Here is a 20,218-nt window from a genome sequence, read left to right as displayed (position 1 = left end):
CTGGCGCTCCGCTAGGCCAACTGGCCGTGGCTTACCAGCCTATGTCGCGCAGCAGCGAGTAGGACAGGTCGTTCGGAGCCGTGACTTCATGAGTGAGGTCGCCATTGATGGCCGGTTCCATCAGCTGGTTGGGGAAGGCCCCCGTATCGAAGTGCGAAACCGACGAGCCGCCCTGATAAGGGTTAGGTGCAAACATCTGCATCCGTCCCTGCAGGTCGGCGCCGGCGCGCAGCGCCATATTCACCCCGAGGTTGGCGTACACGTTCGAGTGCAAACGGGTGCGCTTGGCCAATGCTGCCTTGAGTGCGATGCCGTCATCGAGCGTGATGCGCACGGCAGGTATCACCACGCTGGCGTCCGTTCCGCCCAGACCGGGCGGCGGTGAACCCGCGGCATTGTCGGCGACGATCACCCCGATCGCACCGGCATTCTGCACGTTCTTGGCCTTGATGGTGAACGCGCAGACGCCACGATCGACCAGCGCGATCTTGCCGCTGACGGCGGCGGCATTGGCGGCCGACAGAGGGTTGCAGGCCAGTCCAGTGCTGATGCCGCTATCGACCACCGGCATGATTTCACCCGTCATGCCGGGACTGCTCAGGGCCGGACCGAACGAGGCCGCGCCGACCTGCATCGAACCGGCTATGCTGGCCGGGCTGATCAGGGTCAGAGCGGGAGCGCCTTGCTGCAGCACGCCAGCCAGAGCGTTGTTGGTGATGGCGCCAGTCCAGACCAGCTTGCCCGACTTGAGCGAGGACGCAGCACGCTCGCTATCGCTCATGTCTTTCCACAGCTTGCCGGTGCTGGAATCCTTGAGGTAGAAGTCCCAGATGCTGGGCACACCGCCCAACTGCTCGCCGGTGCTGCCGTCGGTGTAAGTCTGGAAGCCCAGTCCGTGACCGAATTCGTGGGTCAGCACCGTGACCAGGTCGATCTTGCTGCCATGGTTGTTATCGAGCCCAAGATAGAATGGTGTGCCGGGCAAGCAGTTGGCGTTGCCCAGATTGACATTGAAGCGCGCACGGATGTCGGCGGTAGTGCTATCGGGGTCGCTGCCAGTCAGTTTGGCCGTCTGGGCTTTGCCATACCATGCGCCAGCCTGCGGTGCGCCAGCGAAATCGCTGAACACCTCGGTGGCGCCGGCACTACCCAGCACGGCGCTGGTGCTAGTGCAGGTCAGTGGGGCCCAGGTGGCCATGACGCGGATGGTGACGCTGCTGCTCAGAGTCGCGCCCCATTTGCTGGCGGCCGCCTGGAAGGCGTTCAGGCGCTGGGCGCCCAGCGTGGTGCCGGTATTGCCGCCCACAGGTGCAACCACGGTGGGGTCGTTGAAGCCGACCCCGGCCGGATCACCGTTGACGATGATGATGGTGGCGCCGGAAGGCACCGGGGTCACGGCGGAACTGGCGCTGGTGTAGAGACAGGCGGCTGCTGCAAGGGTGGTCAGGACGAGACGTTTCATTGCAGGGCTCCTTTCGCGGCTGGCAGCTGGGCGTCATGGGCCAGATGTTGTTCGGCGTCTTCACCGGGCATGCAGGACTGGACCAGCGTACCATCGGCGGCCTTCTGCACGATGGCAAAGCTGGCTTTGCTATCGTCTAGCCGCCTGCCGACACCGCCTTTGGCAGTGCTCAGCGGCTGCACTTTGGCGCCCTGGGCGATGCGGCCGCTGCTGACGCGGCTAGACGTGCTGGCTGCGCTCAGCGCTGCCAGCTCCGCGGCCTGCTCGGCCGTCGGGCCCGTCAACTGGCCGGTGACGGGATCTTTGTAGGCCATCAGGCCGTTGGTGCCCGAGGCCGGCGTCACATCGAGCTGCAATTCGGCGGCCGTCATCACGCGGGTGTGAGGGAAAGTCATCAGGCCGTTGGCTGCCTGCGGCTCGGCTTGCGCGACCAGTGCCGTGGCCGAGGCGCCAGCAAAGGCCAGCCAGCGCGCCCGTTTGCGGTTGAACACCAGCACGCCCAGGCCCGCCAGCAACAGCAACGCGCTTGCTGGTTCCGGTACGGCGCTGACGTTGACGGAATCGATGGCGATGGCGTCACCGGCGGCATTGGTATCGCCCACCACGTAGCGGAAGGCAAACCGGCCCGTGGCGGCAGCGCCCAGACCGGACAGGGTCAGCGCTTTATTGGTCCAGCCAGTGTCATTGGTGGCGCTGTAGGTGCCCAGCAGGACAAAGTCGCCGGTGGAAGAGGTGCTGCTGCCCACGTTGTGGCTGGCGCCTGCCAGGCTGTAGTACACCTCTACCGTATCCTGAAAACCTTCGCCCATCAGACGCAGGGAGAAGTTCAGCGTATTGCCGTTGGCCATGGCCAGTTCAGGCGTGATCAGCCAGTTGCTGATCGCGCCGCCGGCGGCTGCATTCAGGTAGTTGGCGCCTATGGCCGAATTGGCCGGGCCAGCAGCGGCACCCAGCACGTCACTCTGGAACCAGCCACTCTGGCCGGCCGGACTGCTGTTGTTGGTAAGGAACCAGCCACTGGAACTCAGTGTGCCGATGTCGTTGAATCCTTCGTTCAGAAGGGGGGCAGCGGAGGCGGGGCTGATGGCAGCGGCAGCCAGCAGTCCGATCAGGGTTTTTTGCAAGTTCATGATGCTCCAATGGTCTTGTTTGCCCTAGCGGGCGAGCGTGTGGAACAAGTCAGAAGGCACGGCTAAGTGCTTCTGGCGCTGACGACTACATGACAAAATTACCTTAAATCTTCTTGTTTTTCTAAAAAATAAAATTAAAAAATACACCATTCGCTTGTGCAAAATACACGGATTCTCACCCTGTAGAGCAAGATTTGAATATTGTCGATGCGGCAAAAAACCATGGAAAATTCGGGACTTTTTTGCAACATGTTCTATGGGAAAAGTTGCTAGAAAGGTTAAGTAGGGCGAGGGGAGGGGCTGGCGGGAAGGAAGGGAGGAGGCGTGCAGGCAGGGCCGTTGCCCGCCCGCACGCCTTGACGTTCGCCAGCCGCGGGGCTACTTAATGAAACTCAGTTGTTTGCTGATGCGTTCCAGCACAGGTTTCTTGCGCTGGTTAAACACCACCTTGTTATCGGAAATCAGGTTGTTACCCTTGGTGTCGATGGAGATGATAAGCGGGCCGAATTCCCTGACGCGGTTGATCCACAGGGTTTCCGGCATGCCCAGATCGGGCCACTCGTAGCCTTCGATTTCTTCCACTTGCGTGGCGGCCAGCACGGCGCAGCCACCGGGGAAAATGGCGTGCACGGCCACGCCTTCCTGACAGCCGGCCACCGTCTCCGGACCCATGCCGCCTTTGCCGACGATCAGTTTGACGCCCGTCTGCTTGATGAATTCGCGCTCGAATTTTTCCATGCGCATGCTGGTGGTGGGACCTATCGATACCATCTCGTAGCTGTCATCGTCCTTTTTGCGCACGATGGGGCCGGCGTGGAAGATGGCGCCGCCTTCGAGATTGACGGGCAGTTCGCGCTTCTGTTCGATCAGGCGGCGGTGCGCCACGTCGCGGCAGGTCACCAGACGGCCAGTCAGATACACCACATCGCCGACGTTGAGGTCGCGCAGGTCTTCATCCCTGATGGGGGTGGTGAGGATTTTTTTCACAGTACGACTCCTTCGTGGGAAATGATTTCATAGGACATGTCGGCGTTGATGCGGATCTTGCCGCGGCGGTGAGCCCAGCAGCCCGTATTCACGGCCACGCCTATGGTGGACGGGTGGCGGGCCGACGATTCGATGTTCACGCCCATCACGCTGTTGTTGCCGGTCAGTCCTTGCGGGCCGATGCCGATTTCGTTCAGTCCCTGTTCCAGCAGCTGCTCCATCAGGGCGGCGTTGGGATTGTCGGCTCTGGAATCGACCGGCCGCAGGATGGCCAGCTTGGACAGGCGCGCCGCCGTTTCCACCGAGGTTGAAACGCCCACGCCAACCAGCAGCGGCGGGCAGGCGTTGACGCCGCGTTCGGTAATCACGTCCATCACGAATTCGGCCACGCCTTCATAGCCCTGACCGGGCATCAGCACCTTGGCGGCGCCGGGCAGAGTGCAGCCGCCACCGGCCATGTAGACATCGATGGTGCAGCTGTCCTCGCCGGGCACGATGCGCCAGTCCAGCCATGGAATCTGGGTGCCCGTATTGGTGCCGGTGTTTTTCTCGTCAAAGGTTTCTACTGCGTTGTGGCGCAGCGGCCCCATTTTTGTGGCGCCCAGCGTGGCGTCACGCAGCACGTCCTCCAGTTCGCCGATCAGGGGGAAGTTGGAACCGGCCGAAATGAAGTACTGGATCACGCCCGTATCCTGGCAGCTGGGGCGGTTCAGTTTGTCGGCCGCCTGCTGGTTGCCGTCCATGGAATCGTAGATCGATCTGGCCAGCGGATTGGTTTCCATGGTGCGTAAATCGGCCAGTTTGGCTTTGACGTCTTTCGGCAGCCGTTTGCCGATGTAGGACGTGAACTTGGCCATGGTGTCCGTCAGGGACTGTACTGCTACTTCCTTGTCCATAATGTGCTCCTGTTAAAAGTCGGTGATAGATGGGTTTAGTGGGCGGCAACGGGGCGGGCTTGCGGCTGGCCGGGACCGCTGCGGGCCAGCAGCAGCGTCAGTACGGCCGACAGCACCAGCAGGCCAGCGACGAAGTACAGGCCGCCCTGATAGCTGCCCGTGCTGTCCTTGACCCAGCCGATCATGGCGGGGCCGGCAAAGCCGCCCAGATTGCCGATGGAATTGATGGTGGCGATACCGGTGGCGGCAGCAGCACCGGACAGGAACATGGTGGGCATGCTCCACAGCGGCGGCTTGGCGCAGCTGATGCCGATGTTGACCAGCGTGAGGGCGGCGATCAGGCCGACGATGCTGCTGGCGCCAGCAGCCACTACCAGCCCGATGGCGGCAGCGCAGCAGGCCAGCACCACGTGCCAGGTGCGTTCGCCGGTGCGGTCCGAGTGGCGCGACCACAGCACCATGGCCAGCACCGAGACGATGGGCGGAATGGCGTTCAGAAAGCCTACCGTGATGGACGACACGCCCAGTTCCTTGATGATCTGCGGGGCCCAGATGCCTAGCGTGTACAGCCCGGCCGAGGTGCCGAAATAGATCAGTGCCAGGGCAATCACGCGCGGATTGGCCAGCCCGGCGAACACGCTGTGGTGGGCCTGTGCGGCCTTGTCAGCCTGTTCCTTCTGCATGGTCTGTATCAGCCATGCGCGCTCGTCGTCCTTCAGCCAACGGGCCTGCTCCGGCTTGTCCGTCATGTAGAAGAACACTACGACGCCCAGCAGCAGCGCGGGTATGGCTTCGAGGATGAACATCCATTGCCAGCCCACCAGCCCAAGAAAGCCGTGCATGTCGAGCAGCGCTGCCGAAATAGGCGAACCGAGGGCGGTGGAAATCGGTGCGGCAGCCATGAACAGGGCCGTGACCCCCGCGCGGTGGCGGGCCGGGAACCAGTAGCTCAGGTAGAGGATGATGCCGGGGAAGAAACCGGCTTCGGCTGCCCCCAGCAGGAAGCGCATGATGTAGAAGCTGGTGGCACCCTGTACAAAAGCCATGGCGCCGGAAATCAGGCCCCAGGTGAGCATCACGCGGGCGATCCACAGGCGGGCGCCGAATCGATGCAGGGCGATATTCGAGGGCACCTCGAACAGGAAGTAGCCCCAGAAAAATATCCCTGCACCCATGCCCAGTATCGAGGCCGTAAAGCCCAGATCGTGCTTCATGGTGAGGGCGGCGAAACCGATGTTGACGCGGTCCAGATAGGCGATGAAATACAGCAGCATGATGAAGGGCACGATGCGCCAGCTGATGCGGCGCATGGTGCGCTGCTCGATATCGAGTTGCATGATAAGTCTCCAGTGTTGCTTTGAGGTGGGCCAGCCTCGTGGCTGGCGGAATGTCCGTCTAGTGCGGTTAGTCCACCGGTCGATCGATATGCCCGGGCAGCTTTCTCGATGGCGTACAACTGGCGAGTAGGTTATAGTTTTTAAAAAACGCAGGGATCGAGCGAAATTTAAAACATTAGTTAAAAAAAATTACGAATGAATGCAGATACGGAACTGGCTTTCTTTTGCCTGCTGGTGAAGCAGGGTACGCTGGCCGCCACGGCGCGCGAACTCAATCTGACCCCGCCGGCCGTGTCGCGCCGCCTGACCCAGCTGGAAGAGCGGCTGGGTGTGCGCCTGCTGAACCGCACCACGCGGCGCATCAGCCTGACAGGTGAGGGCGAGGTGTATTTCACCCACGCCCAGCGCATCCTCGGCGATATTGCGGAAATGGAAAGGCTAGTCGCCAGCAGCCGCGCCGCACCGCGCGGCTTGTTGCGCGTGAATGCGCCGCTGGGTTTTGGCCGCAGCTATATCGGGCCGGCCATTTCGGCGTTTTCACGCCGCTATACGGAAGTGGAAGTGCTGCTGCATCTGACCGACCGCCCCGTCAGCCTGCCTGATGCGGCCGTCGATGTGTGCATACGCTTTGGCGACCTGCCCGATTCGCGTCTGATTGCCAAGAAAATTGCGGCCAACCGCCGCCTGCTGGTGGCCAGCCCCGAGTATCTGCGCCACAGCGGCACGCCGCTGCATCCGCATGATCTGGGCCAGCACAGCTGCATTGTGCTGCGCCAGAACGACGCAGCCTACGGCAACTGGCGTCTGAGTCGTGGCAAGCAGGTGGAAACTATCAAGGTACATGGCAAGCTCAGCACTAACGATGGCGAGGTGGCGCTCAACTGGGCGCTGGAAGGCCATGGCGTGCTGATGCGGGCGGAATGGGATGTGGCGAAATATCTGCGTAGCGGCCGGCTGCTGCAGCTGTTGCCCGAGTTCGAAACGGCGCCGGCCGATATCTATGCCGTGTATCAGGAAAGGCTGAATCTGTCGGCCAAGGTGGCGTATTTTGTCGACTATCTGCGCGACTACCTGAGTCAGCATGCCGATAGCCCGAAGCAGGCACAGCAGCGCTGGTAAGTTCGCTGGGAATTTGTTGGTTAACGGTGCCGCTAAGCCGGCTGATAGGCGGGCTGGCGGGCAAACCAGTCGGCCAGAAATTCCACGCACAGACGTACCCGTGCCGAGACCGACAGACGCGAGGGATAGACGGCCCAGATATCGGCCGGCTGGTAATAGCCGGGCAGCACGGCCACCAGCTGGCCGCTGGCCAGCTGGTCAGCCACGTCCCAGCTTGAGCGCAGGATGATGCCATGGCCGTCGAGCGCCCACTGGCGCACGATTTCGCCATTATTGGACGACAGCTGGCCCTGCACGCGCACCGACTCCACGCCATGGGGCCCATGCAGTTCCCAGCGGCCGAAATCCTGATCGCGCTCGCGGATAGGGATGCAGCGGTGCTGGTGCAGCTGTTCCAGCGTGGTGGGGCTGCCGTGCGCGGCCAGATAGGCCGGCGCGGCGCACAGCAGGCGGCGGTTGCCGGCAATGCGGCGTTTGATGACACTGCCTTCGTGGACATGGCCGACGCGGATATCGAGCTGGAAGCCTTCTTCCACCAGATCGACCGGACGGTCGAGCAATTCCAGCTGGATTTCCATTTGCGGAAACTGCTGGGCCAGTGCCGACAGGGCGGGCGCCAGCTGGCTGCGGCCGAAACCGCTGCTGCTGCACAGGCGCAGCAGCCCATGCGGCGCGGCCTTTTCGCGCGAAATGGCCTGTCCCATCAGATCGACATCCTCGCAGATGCGCAGCGCCCATTGATGCACGATTTCGCCCTGTGCCGTCAGCGTGACCTGGCGGGTGCTGCGGTGGAACAGCTGCTCCTGTACGGCCGCTTCGAGCAGGGCGATGCGCTTGCTGACCACAGCCTTGGAGATGCCTAGCTGGCGCGCGGTGGCGGCAAAGCTGCGCTGGCGCGCCACTTCGCAGAGCAGGCGTAAATCATCGAGCTGAGGGTTGGTGTGCACGATTCGTGTCCGTAAGATTCACATTCTGAGGGATTGTAATTCATACTGTGAACGCTATGCTAGCGGCTTCGAAGGTTCATAGCAGGAGTGTCCAGTATGAAACAGCGTATCGCGGTGATCGCCGGCGACGGCATAGGCAGAGAGGTCATGCCCGAGGGCTTGCGGGTATTGCAGGTGGCGGCGCAGCAGTTTGCGCTGGAACTGGAGTTCACCAGCTTCGACTGGGCCCACTGCGATTACTACGCCGCGCACGGCAAGATGATGCCCGATGACTGGTTCGAACAGTTGCGCGGTTTTGACGCCATCTACTTCGGCGCCGTGGGCTGGCCCGCCAGCGTACCCGATCATGTGTCGCTGTGGGGTTCGCTGCTGAAGTTCCGTCGCGAGTTCGACCAGTATGTGAATCTGCGTCCGGTGCGGCTGATGCCGGGCGTGCCGTGCCCGCTGGCCAACCGCAAGGTGGGCGATATCGACTTCATGGTGGTGCGCGAAAATACCGAGGGCGAATATTCGTCCGTGGGCGGGCGCATGTTCGAGGGCACGGAGCGCGAGACGGTGCTGCAGGAATCCGTGTTTACCCGCAAGGGCGTGGACCGGATCCTCAAATATGCGTTTGAACTGGCCCAGTCGCGGCCAAAAAAACATCTGACTTCGGCCACCAAATCGAATGGCATTGCCATCAGCATGCCGTACTGGGACGAGCGGGTGGCCGCCATGGCGCCGGCCTATCCCGCGGTACGCTGGGACCAGTACCATATCGACATACTGGCGGCCCGTTTCGTGCTCAGTCCCGAGCGCTTCGATGTGGTGGTGGCCTCCAATCTGTTCGGCGACATACTGTCCGATCTGGGGCCGGCCTGCACCGGCACGATCGGCATTACCCCCTCGGCCAACCTGAATCCGCAGCGTACTTTCCCTTCGCTGTTCGAGCCGGTCCATGGTTCGGCACCCGATATCTACGGTCAGGGCATCGCCAACCCGGTTGCCATGATCTGGTCCGGCGCCCTGATGCTGGACTTCCTCGCCCACAACGCCAGCAACGGTGCTGCCTATCGCGCGGCGCACGATGCTATCGTTGCTGCCATCCAACAGGTGCTGCAGCACGGGCCGCGCACGCCCGATCTGGGCGGCAGTGCCAGTACTGTCGCCATGGGGCAGGCTATCGCCGCAGCGCTGGCTGCGCACGCTGCCTGATGGCGCGCCTGCCTGCGCGCCATAGCGGCCAGGGTGCTGCATGCTGAGCGCATACGCCGGTTTTGCTGCCAGCCAGCTTGCGCTGATGCTGGCGATAGGCGCTATCCTCGGCTTCATGGGCGGCATGTTCGGCATAGGCGGCGGGATCATCGCGATTCCGTTTCTGGTGCTGGCCTTCGGCATGGAGCAGGCGCTGGCACAGGGCACGTCGCTGGCGATGATGGTGCCTATCCTGTTGCTGGGCTGGTGGCGCTACAGCCGCCATCACCCGCTGGACTGGCGCGTCAGCCTGCCGCTGGGGGCCCTGGCTGCACTGGCGACGCTGCTGGTGGCACGCTATGCCACTGGTCTGCATCCGGCTGCACTGCGCACGGTATTCGCCGTCTTTCTGCTCTTGCTGGCCTTGCGCATGCTGAGCCAGCAGCGCGCGGCCGCGACGCTGCCAGTGGCCGGGCCGGCGCGTATGCAGCGCGGCTGGCTGCCGCTGGTCGGTCTGCTGGGCGGCGCCTGCATGGGCTTGCTGGGAGTTGGGGGCGGGCTGGTCGCCACGCCGGTATTTACCGGGCTGTTCGGTTTGCGCCAGACCGAGGCGCAAAGCCTGTCGCTGGCGCTGGTGACGCCGTGTTCGGTGGTGGCATTGCTGACCTACGGCAGTGCCGGCCATGTACAGTGGGCCGTGGGACTGCCCATGGCTGCTGGCGGCATGCTCACCGTGACGGCGGGCGTGGCGCTGGCACACCGCCTGCCCGAGCGCAGCGTCAAGCGGGCGTTCGCTGCGATGATATTGGTAACGGCGCTGTGGCTGCTGCTGAAAGCCTGCCTGTGAGTGGCCCTGTACTTAGGCCAGATTAGTCCTGCAGGCTTTTCTGGCGCTGCTTCTTACGCTGGTACATGGCCTGGTCGGCCAGTTCGGTCAGCGCTTCGATGTGGTGGCCATCGTCGGGATAGATGGCACTGCCTATGCTCACCGAGAGCGGCAGCTGCTTGCCTTCGAACTGGTAGAGCCGGCTCGCCTGCTGCACCAGATGCGCGACTTTGGCCTCGATCTGCTGCTGGTCGCCGATATCGGTGAGCAGCACCATGAATTCGTCGCCGCCTATGCGCGCCACCAGATCGGCCTGGCGCACTTCCTGCCGCAGGCGCTGGCCGATTTCGCGGATGGCGGCATCGCCGGCGCGGTGGCCGTAGGTATCGTTGATGAATTTCAGCCCATCCATGTCCACGCCCAGTATGCCGAGCTTGTGGCGCTGGCGCTCGGCCAGTGCCAGACTGCTGCGCAGGCGGTCGAAATAGTGCGCCCGGTTGGGCAGGTTGGTCATGGCATCGTGGGTAGCCTGATGGTAGAGCTGGTCGATATCGTATTTGCTGGCGTGGTACATGGCGGCCGCAATCACGCCCGACATCAGCTGCAGGATGGCGATGGCGCGGGCGTCGAAGCTGGCCGGCTGCGCGGCAATCACTTTCAGCACCCCGACCGCCTGTTCGCCATGGCTGAGCGGCACCACCACCATCGAGCGCAGGCCCACGGCCTGACAGGCGCGCTGGTCCACCCGGCTATCGGTGAGGGCGTCATGGCAGATCAGCGCCTCATTGCTAGTCACGCACAGGCCGGACAGGCTGCCTTCCAGCGGGATGCGCAGGCCCAGCTGGCCGGCGGCGCTGCCGCTGGCGGCGCGATACACCATGAAGCTGCCTTCGGCAATTTCCACCACGGCGCCGCTGCCCTGGGTTAGCTGCTGGCTGTGCTGGCATACCAGATTGATCACCTGACCCAGATCGAGTCCGCAACGGGCAATTTCGGTTTGTACCTGGATGATGTCCAGCAGGATGGCCGGATCGAGCTGGATAGGCGGAAAAATGTGATCCATGTCAGGTTACTGTCGTGCCGGGCACGCCAGAGCATCAATTGGTTGGCAGAAAACAATCTGATGAGTCTGTCTATATTGTAGCCATTTTATTCTACACATTGTTCCATTTATATTGGAGATTTGTAACTTTGATGCACTGCGCAAGATGGGTCAACTTGCGGATTCCTTGATTTAGGTTGCTTGACGTCATCTTTTTAAACCAGTATCGTCGCTGCATCTTTAAAGCCTGCGCCTGCCTGCGCTCGCTGGTTTGTTATGTGCTCCCCACTCCCGCGCACAGTCCGTTTCACGAGAATGACGATGAAATCTATAGACGCACTTCTGGATCGTCTGCTGTTATGGCAGAAATTTGTTCTGCTGGCCGTGGTGGCGCTGGTGGTCGCCCTGATCCCGGCTAGCCTGTATCTGCAGCAGACCACTGCGACCATCGAGGCCGCCCAGACCGAGATCGAGGGCACGCAACCGGCGGCCGCCATCTTCAAAGTCATCCAGCTGACCCAGCAGCATCGCGGGCTGGCTGCGCTGGCGCTGGGCGGCGGCAGCGAGGCAGGACAGAAGCGTGCAGCCAAGCAGCAGCAGGTCGATCAGGCCTATGCCCGCATGGGCGAACTGGTCAAGGCAATGGATGCCCCCCCGCTGGCAGCGCGCTGGGAGCAGCAGCAACAGCGCTGGCAGAGTCTGCGCGAGAGTTTCACCGCGGGCCAGATGTCGGTGGCGCAGAGCTATCAGTTGCATACCAGCCTGATTGCCGGCCTGCTCGGCGTGAACGATATGGTGGCTGACCAGTATGAACTGCAGCTCGATAGCAGCGTCGATAGCCACCAGCTGATCCAGGCGGTGTACTACCAGATGCCGTATCTGGCCGAAGAAACCGGACGTCTGCGCGCCATGGGGACGGCGCTGCTGAACCAGCATGAGGCGAGCGCCGAACAGCGCGCTGCGCTGGCGGGCGCGATTGCCCGCGTACAGGACAGGCTGGAGCAGACCGGCATTGCGCTGCACAAGGCCACGCAGGCCAATGCAGAACTGGCCAGCGCGCTGGCCACGCCATGGCAGAGCGCCGAGCAGCAGACTCAGGCTTTCCTGGCGCTGGCGAACCAACGCATCGTACAGGCTCCGACGCTCGATTATGCGTCGGCGACCTATCTGGAACGGGCCACCAGCACCATCGACGCCCAGTTCGCCATTAACGGTGCAGCAGCCAGCAGCCTGAAAACCATGCTGGAAGCCCGCATCGCTGCGCTGCACACCCGCCGCTGGCTGATGTTTGCCGCCATGGCCGGCCTGATCGTGGCCGCCGGCCTGTTTGCCCGTCTGATTGCCCGTTCCGTCAGCCTGCCGCTGGTGCGGGCCGTGGAGATCACCCGGCGTATCGCCCAAGGCGATCTGACGTCGCGTTTCCAGCCGGGCGGACTGAGCGAAACGGCCCAGCTCATGCATGCCCTGCAGGAGATGAATCAGGGCTTGCTGAACATCGTATCCAGCGTGCGCAGCAGCGTTGGCAATATCGATTCGGCATCCTGCGATATCTCCAGCGGCAATCTCGATCTGTCCAGCCGCACGGAAACCCAGGCTTCCAATCTGCAGCAGACCGCTGCCTCGATGGAGCAGATTACGGCTACCGTACGGCAGAGTGTCGACCATGCGCGCGAAGTCGATCAGCTGATCAGTACTGCTGCCGGCGTGGCCGAACGTGGCGGCGCCGTGGTGCAGCAGGTGGTGGGTACCATGGGTGAAATCAATCTGGCGGCGCGCCGCATCGTCGATATCACCAGCGTGATCGACGGCATCGCCTTCCAGACCAATCTGCTGGCGCTGAACGCTGCGGTGGAGGCGGCCCGGGCGGGCGAGCAGGGCCGCGGCTTTGCCGTGGTGGCGGGCGAAGTGCGCAATCTGGCGCAGCGTTCGGCAGCGGCAGCGCGCGACATCAAACAGCTGATCGATAACAGCGTGCAGCGCATCGAAGCGGGCAATGCGCTGGCCGAACATGCGGGGCTGGCCATGACGGAAGTGGTGGGCAGCGTGGAACGGGTGACCGCCATTATGTCGCAGATGGTGCTGGCCGCGCAGGAGCAAAGTACCGGCATCGAGCAGGTCAATCTGGCCATCGCCCAGATCGACGAAATGACCCAGCAGAATGCCGCGCTGGTGGAACAGTCGGCCGCCGCATCGGAGTCGCTCAAGGAACAGGCCGGCGCACTGAGCGAGGCAGTGGCGGTGTTTACGCTGGAACGGGTGCGTCCGCAGCGTGCTGCGCTGGCCTATGCCTGAAGCAGCAGCTAGGCCTGAACCGGCAGCTGCGCCTGAACCGGCTGCTGCGCCAGCAGCAGTTCGCCCATGGCCTCGGCCGGCATGGCGCGGGCATACCACCAGCCCTGATACAGCTCGCAACCCTGCTCGCGCAGGTAGGCCAGCTGGCCGGCATTTTCCACCCCTTCGGCCACCATCTTCAGATTGAAGCTGCGCGCCAGTCCGATGATGGCCTGGGCTATCGTGCAGTCATTCGAGTCGCCGGGCAGGCCCTGCACGAAGCTGCGGTCGATTTTCAGCTTGCTGACCGGCAGATCCTTGAGCCGCGTCAGCGATGAATAGCCGGTGCCGAAATCATCCAGCGCCACGCTGCAGCCCAGTGCCACCAGCGCAGCGATCTGGGCGCGTGCCTGATCGGGCCGCGCCATCACCACCGTTTCCGTAATTTCGATATCGAGCAATCCGGCCGGTGCGCCCGTGCGCTGTAACATGGCGGCGACCTGCTGGGCCAGATCGGGCTGGTTGAACTGGTGGGCGGAAAAATTCACCGCTATTCTCAGCGGAGTGCCGGCCTGCTGCCAGTGACAGATTTGCCGGCAGGCCTGTTCCAGCACCCAGTCCGACAGCGGCAGGATCAGGCCGGTGGCTTCGGCCACCCCCACAAAGCGCTCGGGCGATACCTGTCCCAGCTGTTCGTCGTGCCAGCGCAGCAGCGCCTCGGCTGCCTGCAGGGTGCCAGTCTGGACATCGACCTGCGGCTGGTAATGCAGCTGCAGGCGGTTTTCCGCCAGCGCTTCTTTCAGCCGTGCATGGATCAGCATGTCTTCGTGCGCGCGCGCATTGAGCTCCTGCGAATAGCAGGCGTAATGTCCGCGCCCGTTCTGCTTGGCCTGATACATGGCCATATCGGCATAGCGCAGCAGGGTATCGACGTTGGCCGCATCGTCGGGCAGGAAGGCGATGCCTATGCTGGCGCCGGAATAGATCTGCTGGTGGCGCAGCGAATAGGGGGCCTTGAGTACATCGAGCAGCTTGGCGGCCACCCGCATGGCATCGTCCGGGCTGCCCAGATCACCGAGCAGGATGGCAAATTCGTCGCCGCCCAGCCGCGCCAGCACATCGCCGCTGCGCAGGACCGACTGGATGCGGCTGCCCGCTTCGATCAGCACGCGGTCGCCCACGGCATGGCCGAAATTGTCATTGATGGTCTTGAAGCGGTCCAGATCGAGGAAGAGCAGGCTCAGACGTGTCGCCTGCCGCGCCGAGCGCAGCGCGGCCTGCTGCAGCAGGGCCTTGAACAGGCGCCGGTTGGGCAGGCCCGTCAGGTCATCATGGGTGGCGCGGTGCTGCAGCGTACGTTCGAAAGCGTGGCGCTCGCTCAGATCATGCACATAGGCGATGGCATGGCGCTGGCCGCCATCCTGCCAGTGGCCGAGCGAAATTTCCACCGGACGCAGGCTGCCGTCGCTGCACAGCAGCGATAGTGCGGCTTCGCCCATGGCACGGGTGCGCGGCTGGGCAAAATAGCCGGCCATATAGCCGGCGTGGCGGGCGCGCTGGGCGGGCGGCAGCAGCAGGGCCACGTTCTGTCCCAGTAGCTGGTCCAGGCTGTAGCCGCTGAGCCTCTGCATGGCCGGATTGGCCATGCGGATGATGCCGTTCTGGTCCACCCGCACGATGCCATCCGGTGCTGCATCGAAGGTGATCTGTTCGCGTCTCTGCTGGATAGCCAGGCGCCGCCGCGGCAGCAGCGCGGCGTGGTGCACGGCCAGTGCCAATAGCAGCACCAGCAGCACGGCCAGCAGGGCAGCGGCGAGCACGCTATGCTGGCGCTGCAGCGCCAGTGCTGCCAGTGCGGCCAGCAGCAATCCCAGCAGCGTCGCCGCCACAGCGCCCGGCAGCTGCAAGCCAGTCCGGCGCGGCGCAGCGCTGGTCACGCCATGCTGGCAGCTGGGCGGTATCATGCGCTAGCGCTGGCCAGTTGCAGGGGCGCGGCAGTGGCTGCCGGCCGCATGCTGCTGCGGGCAGCGCCTTCGAGGCGGAAGCGGGCCACGACTTCGCTCAGGGCGCCGGCCAGCTGGTCGAGCTGGGCGGAAGCATTGGTGGTCTGGTCCACCAGATGGGCGTTCTGCTGGGTCACGCCATCCATCTCGACGATGGCCTGATTGATCTGCTCGATGCCGCAGCGCTGCTCTTCGCTGGCGATGGCGATATCGCGGATCACATTGCTCACCTGCTGCACGCTGTGCACGATGGCCTGCATGGCGCTGCCGGCTTCGCTCACCAGCTGCGAGCCATCTTCTACCTGCGCCACCGAGGTGGCAATCAGCTGCTTGATTTCGCTGGCCGCCGCCGCCGAGCGCTGTGCCAGATTGCGCACTTCGCCAGCCACCACGGCAAAGCCGCGCCCCTGTTCGCCGGCGCGCGCTGCTTCCACCGCCGCATTCAGCGCCAGCAGATTGGTCTGGAAGGCGATGCCGTCGATCACGCCAGTGATGTCGGCAATCCGGCGCGACGACTGGTTGATGCTGTCCATGGTCTGCACCACCTGCTGCACCACGCTGCCGCCGCGGTCGGCCAGCGCGCGGCTGTCGGCCACCAGCGAACTGGCCTGTGCCGTGTGGGCGGCATTCTGCTGCACGGTAGCGGTCAGTTCTTCCATCGAGGTGGCAGTCTGTTGCAGGGCACTGGCCTGATGTTCGGTACGGGCTGACAGGTCGACGGTATCGGCCGCAATCTGGGCGGCCGCAGCGCTGATGCTGACCGTGCCATGGCGCACCTGCTGCACGATGTCGGCCAGATTGCTGTTCATGCGCGCCATGGCGTTGATCAGATGGGTGGTTTCATCGCGTCCGCGGCCAGCCTCGATGCGCTGGCTCAGATTGCCGTCGGCCACATGGTCGGCGGCGCTGACGGCGGCGTTGAGGGGCGCGGTGATGCTGCGCGTGACGGCCCAGGCGCAGGCGACGGCGGCCAGTATGGCGGCGCCGGCCAGCAGCAGCATCAGGCGGATGGCGTCGGCGCTGGCAGCGTGGGCGTCGGCACCGGCGATTTCCATCAGTTTGCCGCCCAACTGGACCAGACCCTGCACGCGTTCGAAATAGACCTGGCGCTGCTGCGCCATGGGGCCCATGATGATGGCAACTGCGCCGTCCCGGTCGCCGCTTTCGAACAGGCTGAGGGCGCGCTGCTGGCTTTGCAGATAATGGCCACGCGCTTCCTGCATATCGGCCAGGATGGCGCGTCCTTTGGGAGTGGTCAGCAAGCGGTCGAGCTGGCTGATGTAGCCGCTCACGCGCTCGCTGCTGGCCTTGATGGCGGCCAGATCGCGCTGCTGTAGTTCCGGATTATCGAGCAGCAGCAGGTTGCGCAGGCGGATGGCGTTATCGCTGATGCCTTCCAGTATCTGGTTGGCATACACGACTTTAGGATAGCGGTCTTCCACGATCAGGCGGATGCTGTCGTCGAGGTTGGCGAGACGGGAATAGGCGAGCAGCGTAATGCCGATCAGGAAAGCGACGATCAGGCCGTAGCCTGCCGCCAGACGGGTACCGACTTTGTAGTGGTTGAGTTGCATATGAAGCTCCGGTGAACACGCACTGCCAGACAGATCTGGGGCAGTAGTTATCGGGCTGCAGGTTCTGTTGCATTGCAGCCGGCTAACGAGGCGTGTTCAGGGCCTCAGGCAGGACAATCAGGGGTAGGGACTGTTCCGTTCAAGTAGTTTTACCGTTTTTTGTGCCGCCGGTCAATTATTTTGGTGCTGTCGGTAGATTATTTGCACCAAGACTGAGCAGGTTGCGCGCACTCACCACCTCGTCGGCCACGTCGGTGAGCTTGCGGCGCTGGCGCCGGGCGGCATCGCGCAGCAGATTGAAAGCGGCGCTGCGGCTCAGCTTGTATTCCATCATGACGATGCCGGTAGCCACGTTGACGCTGCGCTCGGTATCCAGCGCTGTTTGAAGCTGGCGCTGGCTGCGGCGCAGGTTGTCCAGCTCGCTGGCGCGCGCCAGCGCCGCTTCGATCACGGGTAGCAGCTGCTGCACATCCTGCGGCTTGACCAGATAGGCGAGGGCGCCGCTGCGGGTGGCCTGTTCCACCATGGCCGCCTCGCCGTAGGCGCTCAGCATGATGAAGGGAATGTGGTCTAATTGCGACAGTCGTTCGGCCAGTGCCAGTCCGCCCTGACCCTGCATACGCACGTCGACGATGGCCAGATCGGGGCGGGCGCCCGTCGCCAGCCATGCTTCGGCCTGCTCGGCCGATTCGGCGCAATCGACCTGATAGCCAGCATGGCGCAGGCCGCTGGCCATAGTGCTCAGTACCAGCCGGTCGTCCTCGACCAGCAGCAGGGCGGCATGTTTCGTTAAGTTGTACATGGTGTTTCCCGGGTAGTTATTTGGAGTGCAGGTGGCGCCAGCAGCAGGGTGGTGAGCACCAGTTGTTCTTGCTGACGCATGTTCAGGCTGGCGCCGGCGCGCGGCATCAGCGCCTGGACCAGTTGCAGCCCGCTGTAGGGATCGGGCGTGGCGGCCGACTGGGCGGGCAGCAGGCCCTGATTGCTGATGGTGATTTCGATCTGCTGCGCAATCGCTGTGCGGCGCAGCCTGATGTCGACCCCACCATGGTCGCGGCCACCGTGCTTGGCAGCGTTAAGTATCAGTTCGTTGAGGATCAGGGCTATCGGCACGGCCTCATCGTCGGCCACGCCGGCCGGCTGCCAGAGCGGCGGCAGATCGAAGCGGATCACGGTCTGCCACAGCGCGCTGACCTGATCGGCAATTTCGGCGCACAGTTCGCACAGGTGAACGGCACCATCGGCGGCCCGGCCGCGCAGGCCGTGCACCACCGACATGCCTTTGACCTGCGAAATGGCATGGCTGATGGGCTCTTCCAGCTGCGGATGCTTGTAGGTGAACTGGCGCAGGATGCCGGTGATGCCCTGCAGATTATTCTTGATGCGGTGATGCACTTCGCGCACCAGCACATCGCGATGCGCCGCCTCCTGCTGCAGACGCAAGGTTTCGCGCTGGTGGCTTTCGGTCACGTCGATCAGGTGGCAGACGTAATGGGTGACTTCGCCGCGTACGCTGTACACGGCGCTGGTGGTGCCGCGCGCATAGAAGTCCTCGCCATTGCGGCGGCGCAGCCACGCATCGTCGCGGAACACGCCGTGCTTGCGGGTGGTCCGCCACATCTCTTCGTAATAGCCCTCGGGCTGGCGCTGCGAACGCAGGATGTTGATGGGCTGGCCGGACACTTCGGCCGGCAGATAGCCGGTAATGTCGGCAAAGGCCTGATTGACGCGCAGGATGCGCAGGTTGGTGTCGAGCACGGCAATGCCGGCCTGCGCTTCGAAGGCGATGGCAGCAATCCGCAGCGCTTCTTCCGTCTGCTTGCGCTCGGTGATATCGATAGAAATGCCGCACATGGCGTAGATTTCGCCGGACTGGTCGCGCAGCGGCAGCTTGACGCTCTGATAGATGGCGGCGCGGCCATTGCGCCGGTCCACGGTGGGCTCTTCCACCCGCAGTGTGGCGCCATACTGCCACACGGCCTGTTCGTGCTGGCGCAAGATGGCCACGCTGGCGGAACTGAAGAACTCTTCGTCGCGCCGGCCGGCCAGCTGCTGCATGGTACGCTGGAACAGGGTACGTACACGCCGGTTGGCATACAGATAGCGGCCTTCGCGGTCTTTCAGATAGACAAAGCTGTCGGCATGGTCGAGGATGTCGGCCAGTTTGCGTTCGCTCTGCTGCAAAGCCACTTCACGCTGGTTGAGGGCCGCCAGCAGACCGTTAAATGCCACAAACAGGCGGCCGATTTCATCGTCGCGCTGGACGCTGAGCGCCTGCAGCGGCGCGACGCTGACGCGCATCTGGGTCAGCTTATGGATAGCATCCATCAACGGTGCCAGCTGGCGCCGCAAGGTCCACCAGGTGAGCCCGCCCAGCAGCAGGGCAAATACGATGGTGGCCAGCAGCAGGTGGCGCTGCATGGTGGCGACGGGGGCAAAAGCATCGCTGGTGGGCAGGGCAGCGGCCACATACCAGCTGGCCAGTTCGCTGCGATGGGCTGAAGCCAGTACTTCCGTTCGGCTGCTGTTGCGGGTGACGCCGGAACCCTGGTAGCCGCCAACGAAGCGGTCGACCAGTGCGCTCTGTCCCACGGGCGGGATATTGCCCAGCACATAGGCCGGATTGGAGGAGGCGATGACCAGGCGCTGGTCCGGTTCCACCACCATATAGCTGCCGCTGCCGCCATAGCCGGCAGTGAGCAGACGGCTGAGGAAATTGCTGTTGCGTAGATTGGTAAAACCGGTGAGCGTGGCATAGCGCTGGCCATGCTGGTCCAGCATAGGGACCGACAGGGGGAGCAGGCCGGACAGGCGGCTGCTGGCATGGACCGTCACGCGCGCGGGGTTCAGTTCTGCCGGTAGCACGTACGGTGGCGGTACGCTGCCGCCCCGGCTGGCGGCTGCGCTGACCAGCAAATGGCCCTGCAGATCGTGGACCTGCAGGCCAGCGTCGAATTGCAGACCTTTATCCAGTCCTTCGAGCAACTGGCGCAGGCGTTCGGGCCGCTCCAGCATGGACGGGGCGAGGCTATGGGCTAAATGGCTGAGGCTGCTGCCCTGTTCGTTAATGGCGGCATCGAGCGACGTGGCGACCAGTGTTACCGCCGAAAGCTGCTGCAGGCCCAGCATGTGTTCCATATCCTGCCGCAGCACCTGGGTGGAGAAATACGACAGCGACCACAGACCAAGCAGGCTGATAGCCAGCATGGTGACGGTGAGCCGGGTTTTGAGAGTGTGCCTTTGCATCGGAACTGGATCACGCGGGCCGGAAAAACGCGTGGTTTTGATTATTATTAAATAATAGGTTTTATTTTTTGGAAATAATTTGACCCAACTCAAATATACAGGAAGCAGTATGCATCCTGTGTTTTAGTTGCATTTTGCACGTAACTAGCGCTGGCGTGGCTGTGCAATCGGCTGCGCGTTTGTACGTGTTTTGAGTAATTCATGC

Annotated in this window: 15 protein-coding genes; 4 read left to right on the top strand and 11 right to left on the bottom strand. The window is 63.2% G+C overall.

All coding sequences use genetic code 11. The features are described from left to right. Window positions 1–31: 31 nt before the first annotated feature. The 5 genes from GTP27_RS00825 to GTP27_RS00805 form a co-directional block, all read right to left on the bottom strand. Window positions 32–1,462: a PA domain-containing protein gene (locus GTP27_RS00825; RefSeq protein ID WP_161037299.1), complete on the bottom strand. Its 1,431-nt coding sequence runs from the start codon at window positions 1,460–1,462 to the stop codon at window positions 32–34. Next, window positions 1,459–2,592 carry a choice-of-anchor J family PEP-CTERM protein gene (locus GTP27_RS00820; RefSeq protein WP_161037298.1) on the bottom strand — a complete coding sequence of 378 codons (1,134 nt, stop codon included), beginning with the start codon at window positions 2,590–2,592 and terminating at the stop codon, window positions 1,459–1,461. The genes GTP27_RS00825 and GTP27_RS00820 overlap by 4 nt, the downstream gene beginning before the upstream one ends. Window positions 2,593–2,970: 378 nt before the next feature. Then, a complete protein-coding gene (gene ttdB / locus GTP27_RS00815) occupies window positions 2,971–3,579 on the bottom strand; it encodes a L(+)-tartrate dehydratase subunit beta (protein ID WP_161037297.1) in 609 nt (202 codons plus the stop codon). Then, window positions 3,576–4,475 (bottom strand): L(+)-tartrate dehydratase subunit alpha, encoded by a 900-nt coding sequence (gene ttdA / locus GTP27_RS00810; protein WP_161037296.1) that lies wholly within the window; start codon window positions 4,473–4,475, stop codon window positions 3,576–3,578. Before ttdA ends, ttdB begins: the two co-directional genes overlap by 4 nt. Before the next feature lie 35 nt (window positions 4,476–4,510). Continuing rightward, window positions 4,511–5,812: an MFS transporter gene (locus GTP27_RS00805; RefSeq protein WP_161037295.1), complete on the bottom strand. Its 1,302-nt coding sequence runs from the start codon at window positions 5,810–5,812 to the stop codon at window positions 4,511–4,513. Window positions 5,813–6,007: 195 nt separating this feature from the next. Between GTP27_RS00805 and GTP27_RS00800 the strand changes: the two genes are divergently transcribed. Then, a complete protein-coding gene (locus GTP27_RS00800; protein WP_161037294.1) occupies window positions 6,008–6,931 on the top strand; it encodes a LysR family transcriptional regulator in 924 nt (307 codons plus the stop codon). A 32-nt stretch (window positions 6,932–6,963) separates the two neighbouring features. On the opposite strand, the gene GTP27_RS00795 is transcribed toward GTP27_RS00800, so the two are convergent. Next, a complete protein-coding gene (locus GTP27_RS00795) occupies window positions 6,964–7,878 on the bottom strand; it encodes a LysR family transcriptional regulator (protein WP_161037293.1) in 915 nt (304 codons plus the stop codon). A 96-nt stretch (window positions 7,879–7,974) separates the two neighbouring features. Between GTP27_RS00795 and GTP27_RS00790 the strand changes: the two genes are divergently transcribed. After that, entirely contained in the window at window positions 7,975–9,072 is a 1,098-nt protein-coding gene (locus GTP27_RS00790; RefSeq protein WP_161037292.1) for a tartrate dehydrogenase, read from the top strand. 40 nt (window positions 9,073–9,112) lie between these two features. Continuing rightward, on the top strand, window positions 9,113–9,898 hold the full coding sequence (locus GTP27_RS00785) for a sulfite exporter TauE/SafE family protein (RefSeq protein ID WP_161037291.1): 786 nt from the start codon (window positions 9,113–9,115) through the stop codon (window positions 9,896–9,898). A 22-nt stretch (window positions 9,899–9,920) separates the two neighbouring features. Here GTP27_RS00785 and GTP27_RS00780 read toward each other — a convergent pair whose 3' ends face one another. Then, window positions 9,921–10,940, bottom strand: coding sequence for a sensor domain-containing diguanylate cyclase (locus GTP27_RS00780; protein WP_161037290.1), 1,020 nt, complete (start codon window positions 10,938–10,940; stop codon window positions 9,921–9,923). A gap of 300 nt (window positions 10,941–11,240) precedes the next feature. Between GTP27_RS00780 and GTP27_RS00775 the strand changes: the two genes are divergently transcribed. Then, window positions 11,241–13,211, top strand: coding sequence for a methyl-accepting chemotaxis protein (locus GTP27_RS00775; RefSeq protein WP_161037289.1), 1,971 nt, complete (start codon window positions 11,241–11,243; stop codon window positions 13,209–13,211). A gap of 8 nt (window positions 13,212–13,219) precedes the next feature. Here GTP27_RS00775 and GTP27_RS00770 read toward each other — a convergent pair whose 3' ends face one another. The 4 genes from GTP27_RS00770 to GTP27_RS00755 all read right to left on the bottom strand — a co-directional run bounded on the left by GTP27_RS00770 (window position 13,220) and on the right by GTP27_RS00755 (window position 20,013). Next, window positions 13,220–15,154 (bottom strand): putative bifunctional diguanylate cyclase/phosphodiesterase, encoded by a 1,935-nt coding sequence (locus GTP27_RS00770; protein WP_229633268.1) that lies wholly within the window; start codon window positions 15,152–15,154, stop codon window positions 13,220–13,222. Further along, on the bottom strand, window positions 15,151–16,767 hold the full coding sequence (locus GTP27_RS00765) for a methyl-accepting chemotaxis protein (RefSeq protein ID WP_161037288.1): 1,617 nt from the start codon (window positions 16,765–16,767) through the stop codon (window positions 15,151–15,153). The genes GTP27_RS00770 and GTP27_RS00765 overlap by 4 nt, the downstream gene beginning before the upstream one ends. Before the next feature lie 175 nt (window positions 16,768–16,942). Then, window positions 16,943–17,569, bottom strand: a complete 627-nt coding sequence (locus tag GTP27_RS00760) for an ANTAR domain-containing response regulator (protein WP_161037287.1) — start codon at window positions 17,567–17,569, stop codon at window positions 16,943–16,945. Next, on the bottom strand, window positions 17,557–20,013 hold the full coding sequence (locus GTP27_RS00755) for a PAS domain S-box protein (RefSeq protein ID WP_161037286.1): 2,457 nt from the start codon (window positions 20,011–20,013) through the stop codon (window positions 17,557–17,559). Before GTP27_RS00755 ends, GTP27_RS00760 begins: the two co-directional genes overlap by 13 nt. Window positions 20,014–20,218: the final 205 nt, after the last annotated feature.

This window comes from Duganella qianjiadongensis (assembly GCF_009857915.1).
GTDB lineage: Bacteria > Pseudomonadota > Gammaproteobacteria > Burkholderiales > Burkholderiaceae_D > Rugamonas > Rugamonas qianjiadongensis.
This window is presented reverse-complemented; position numbering and strand designations above follow the sequence as displayed.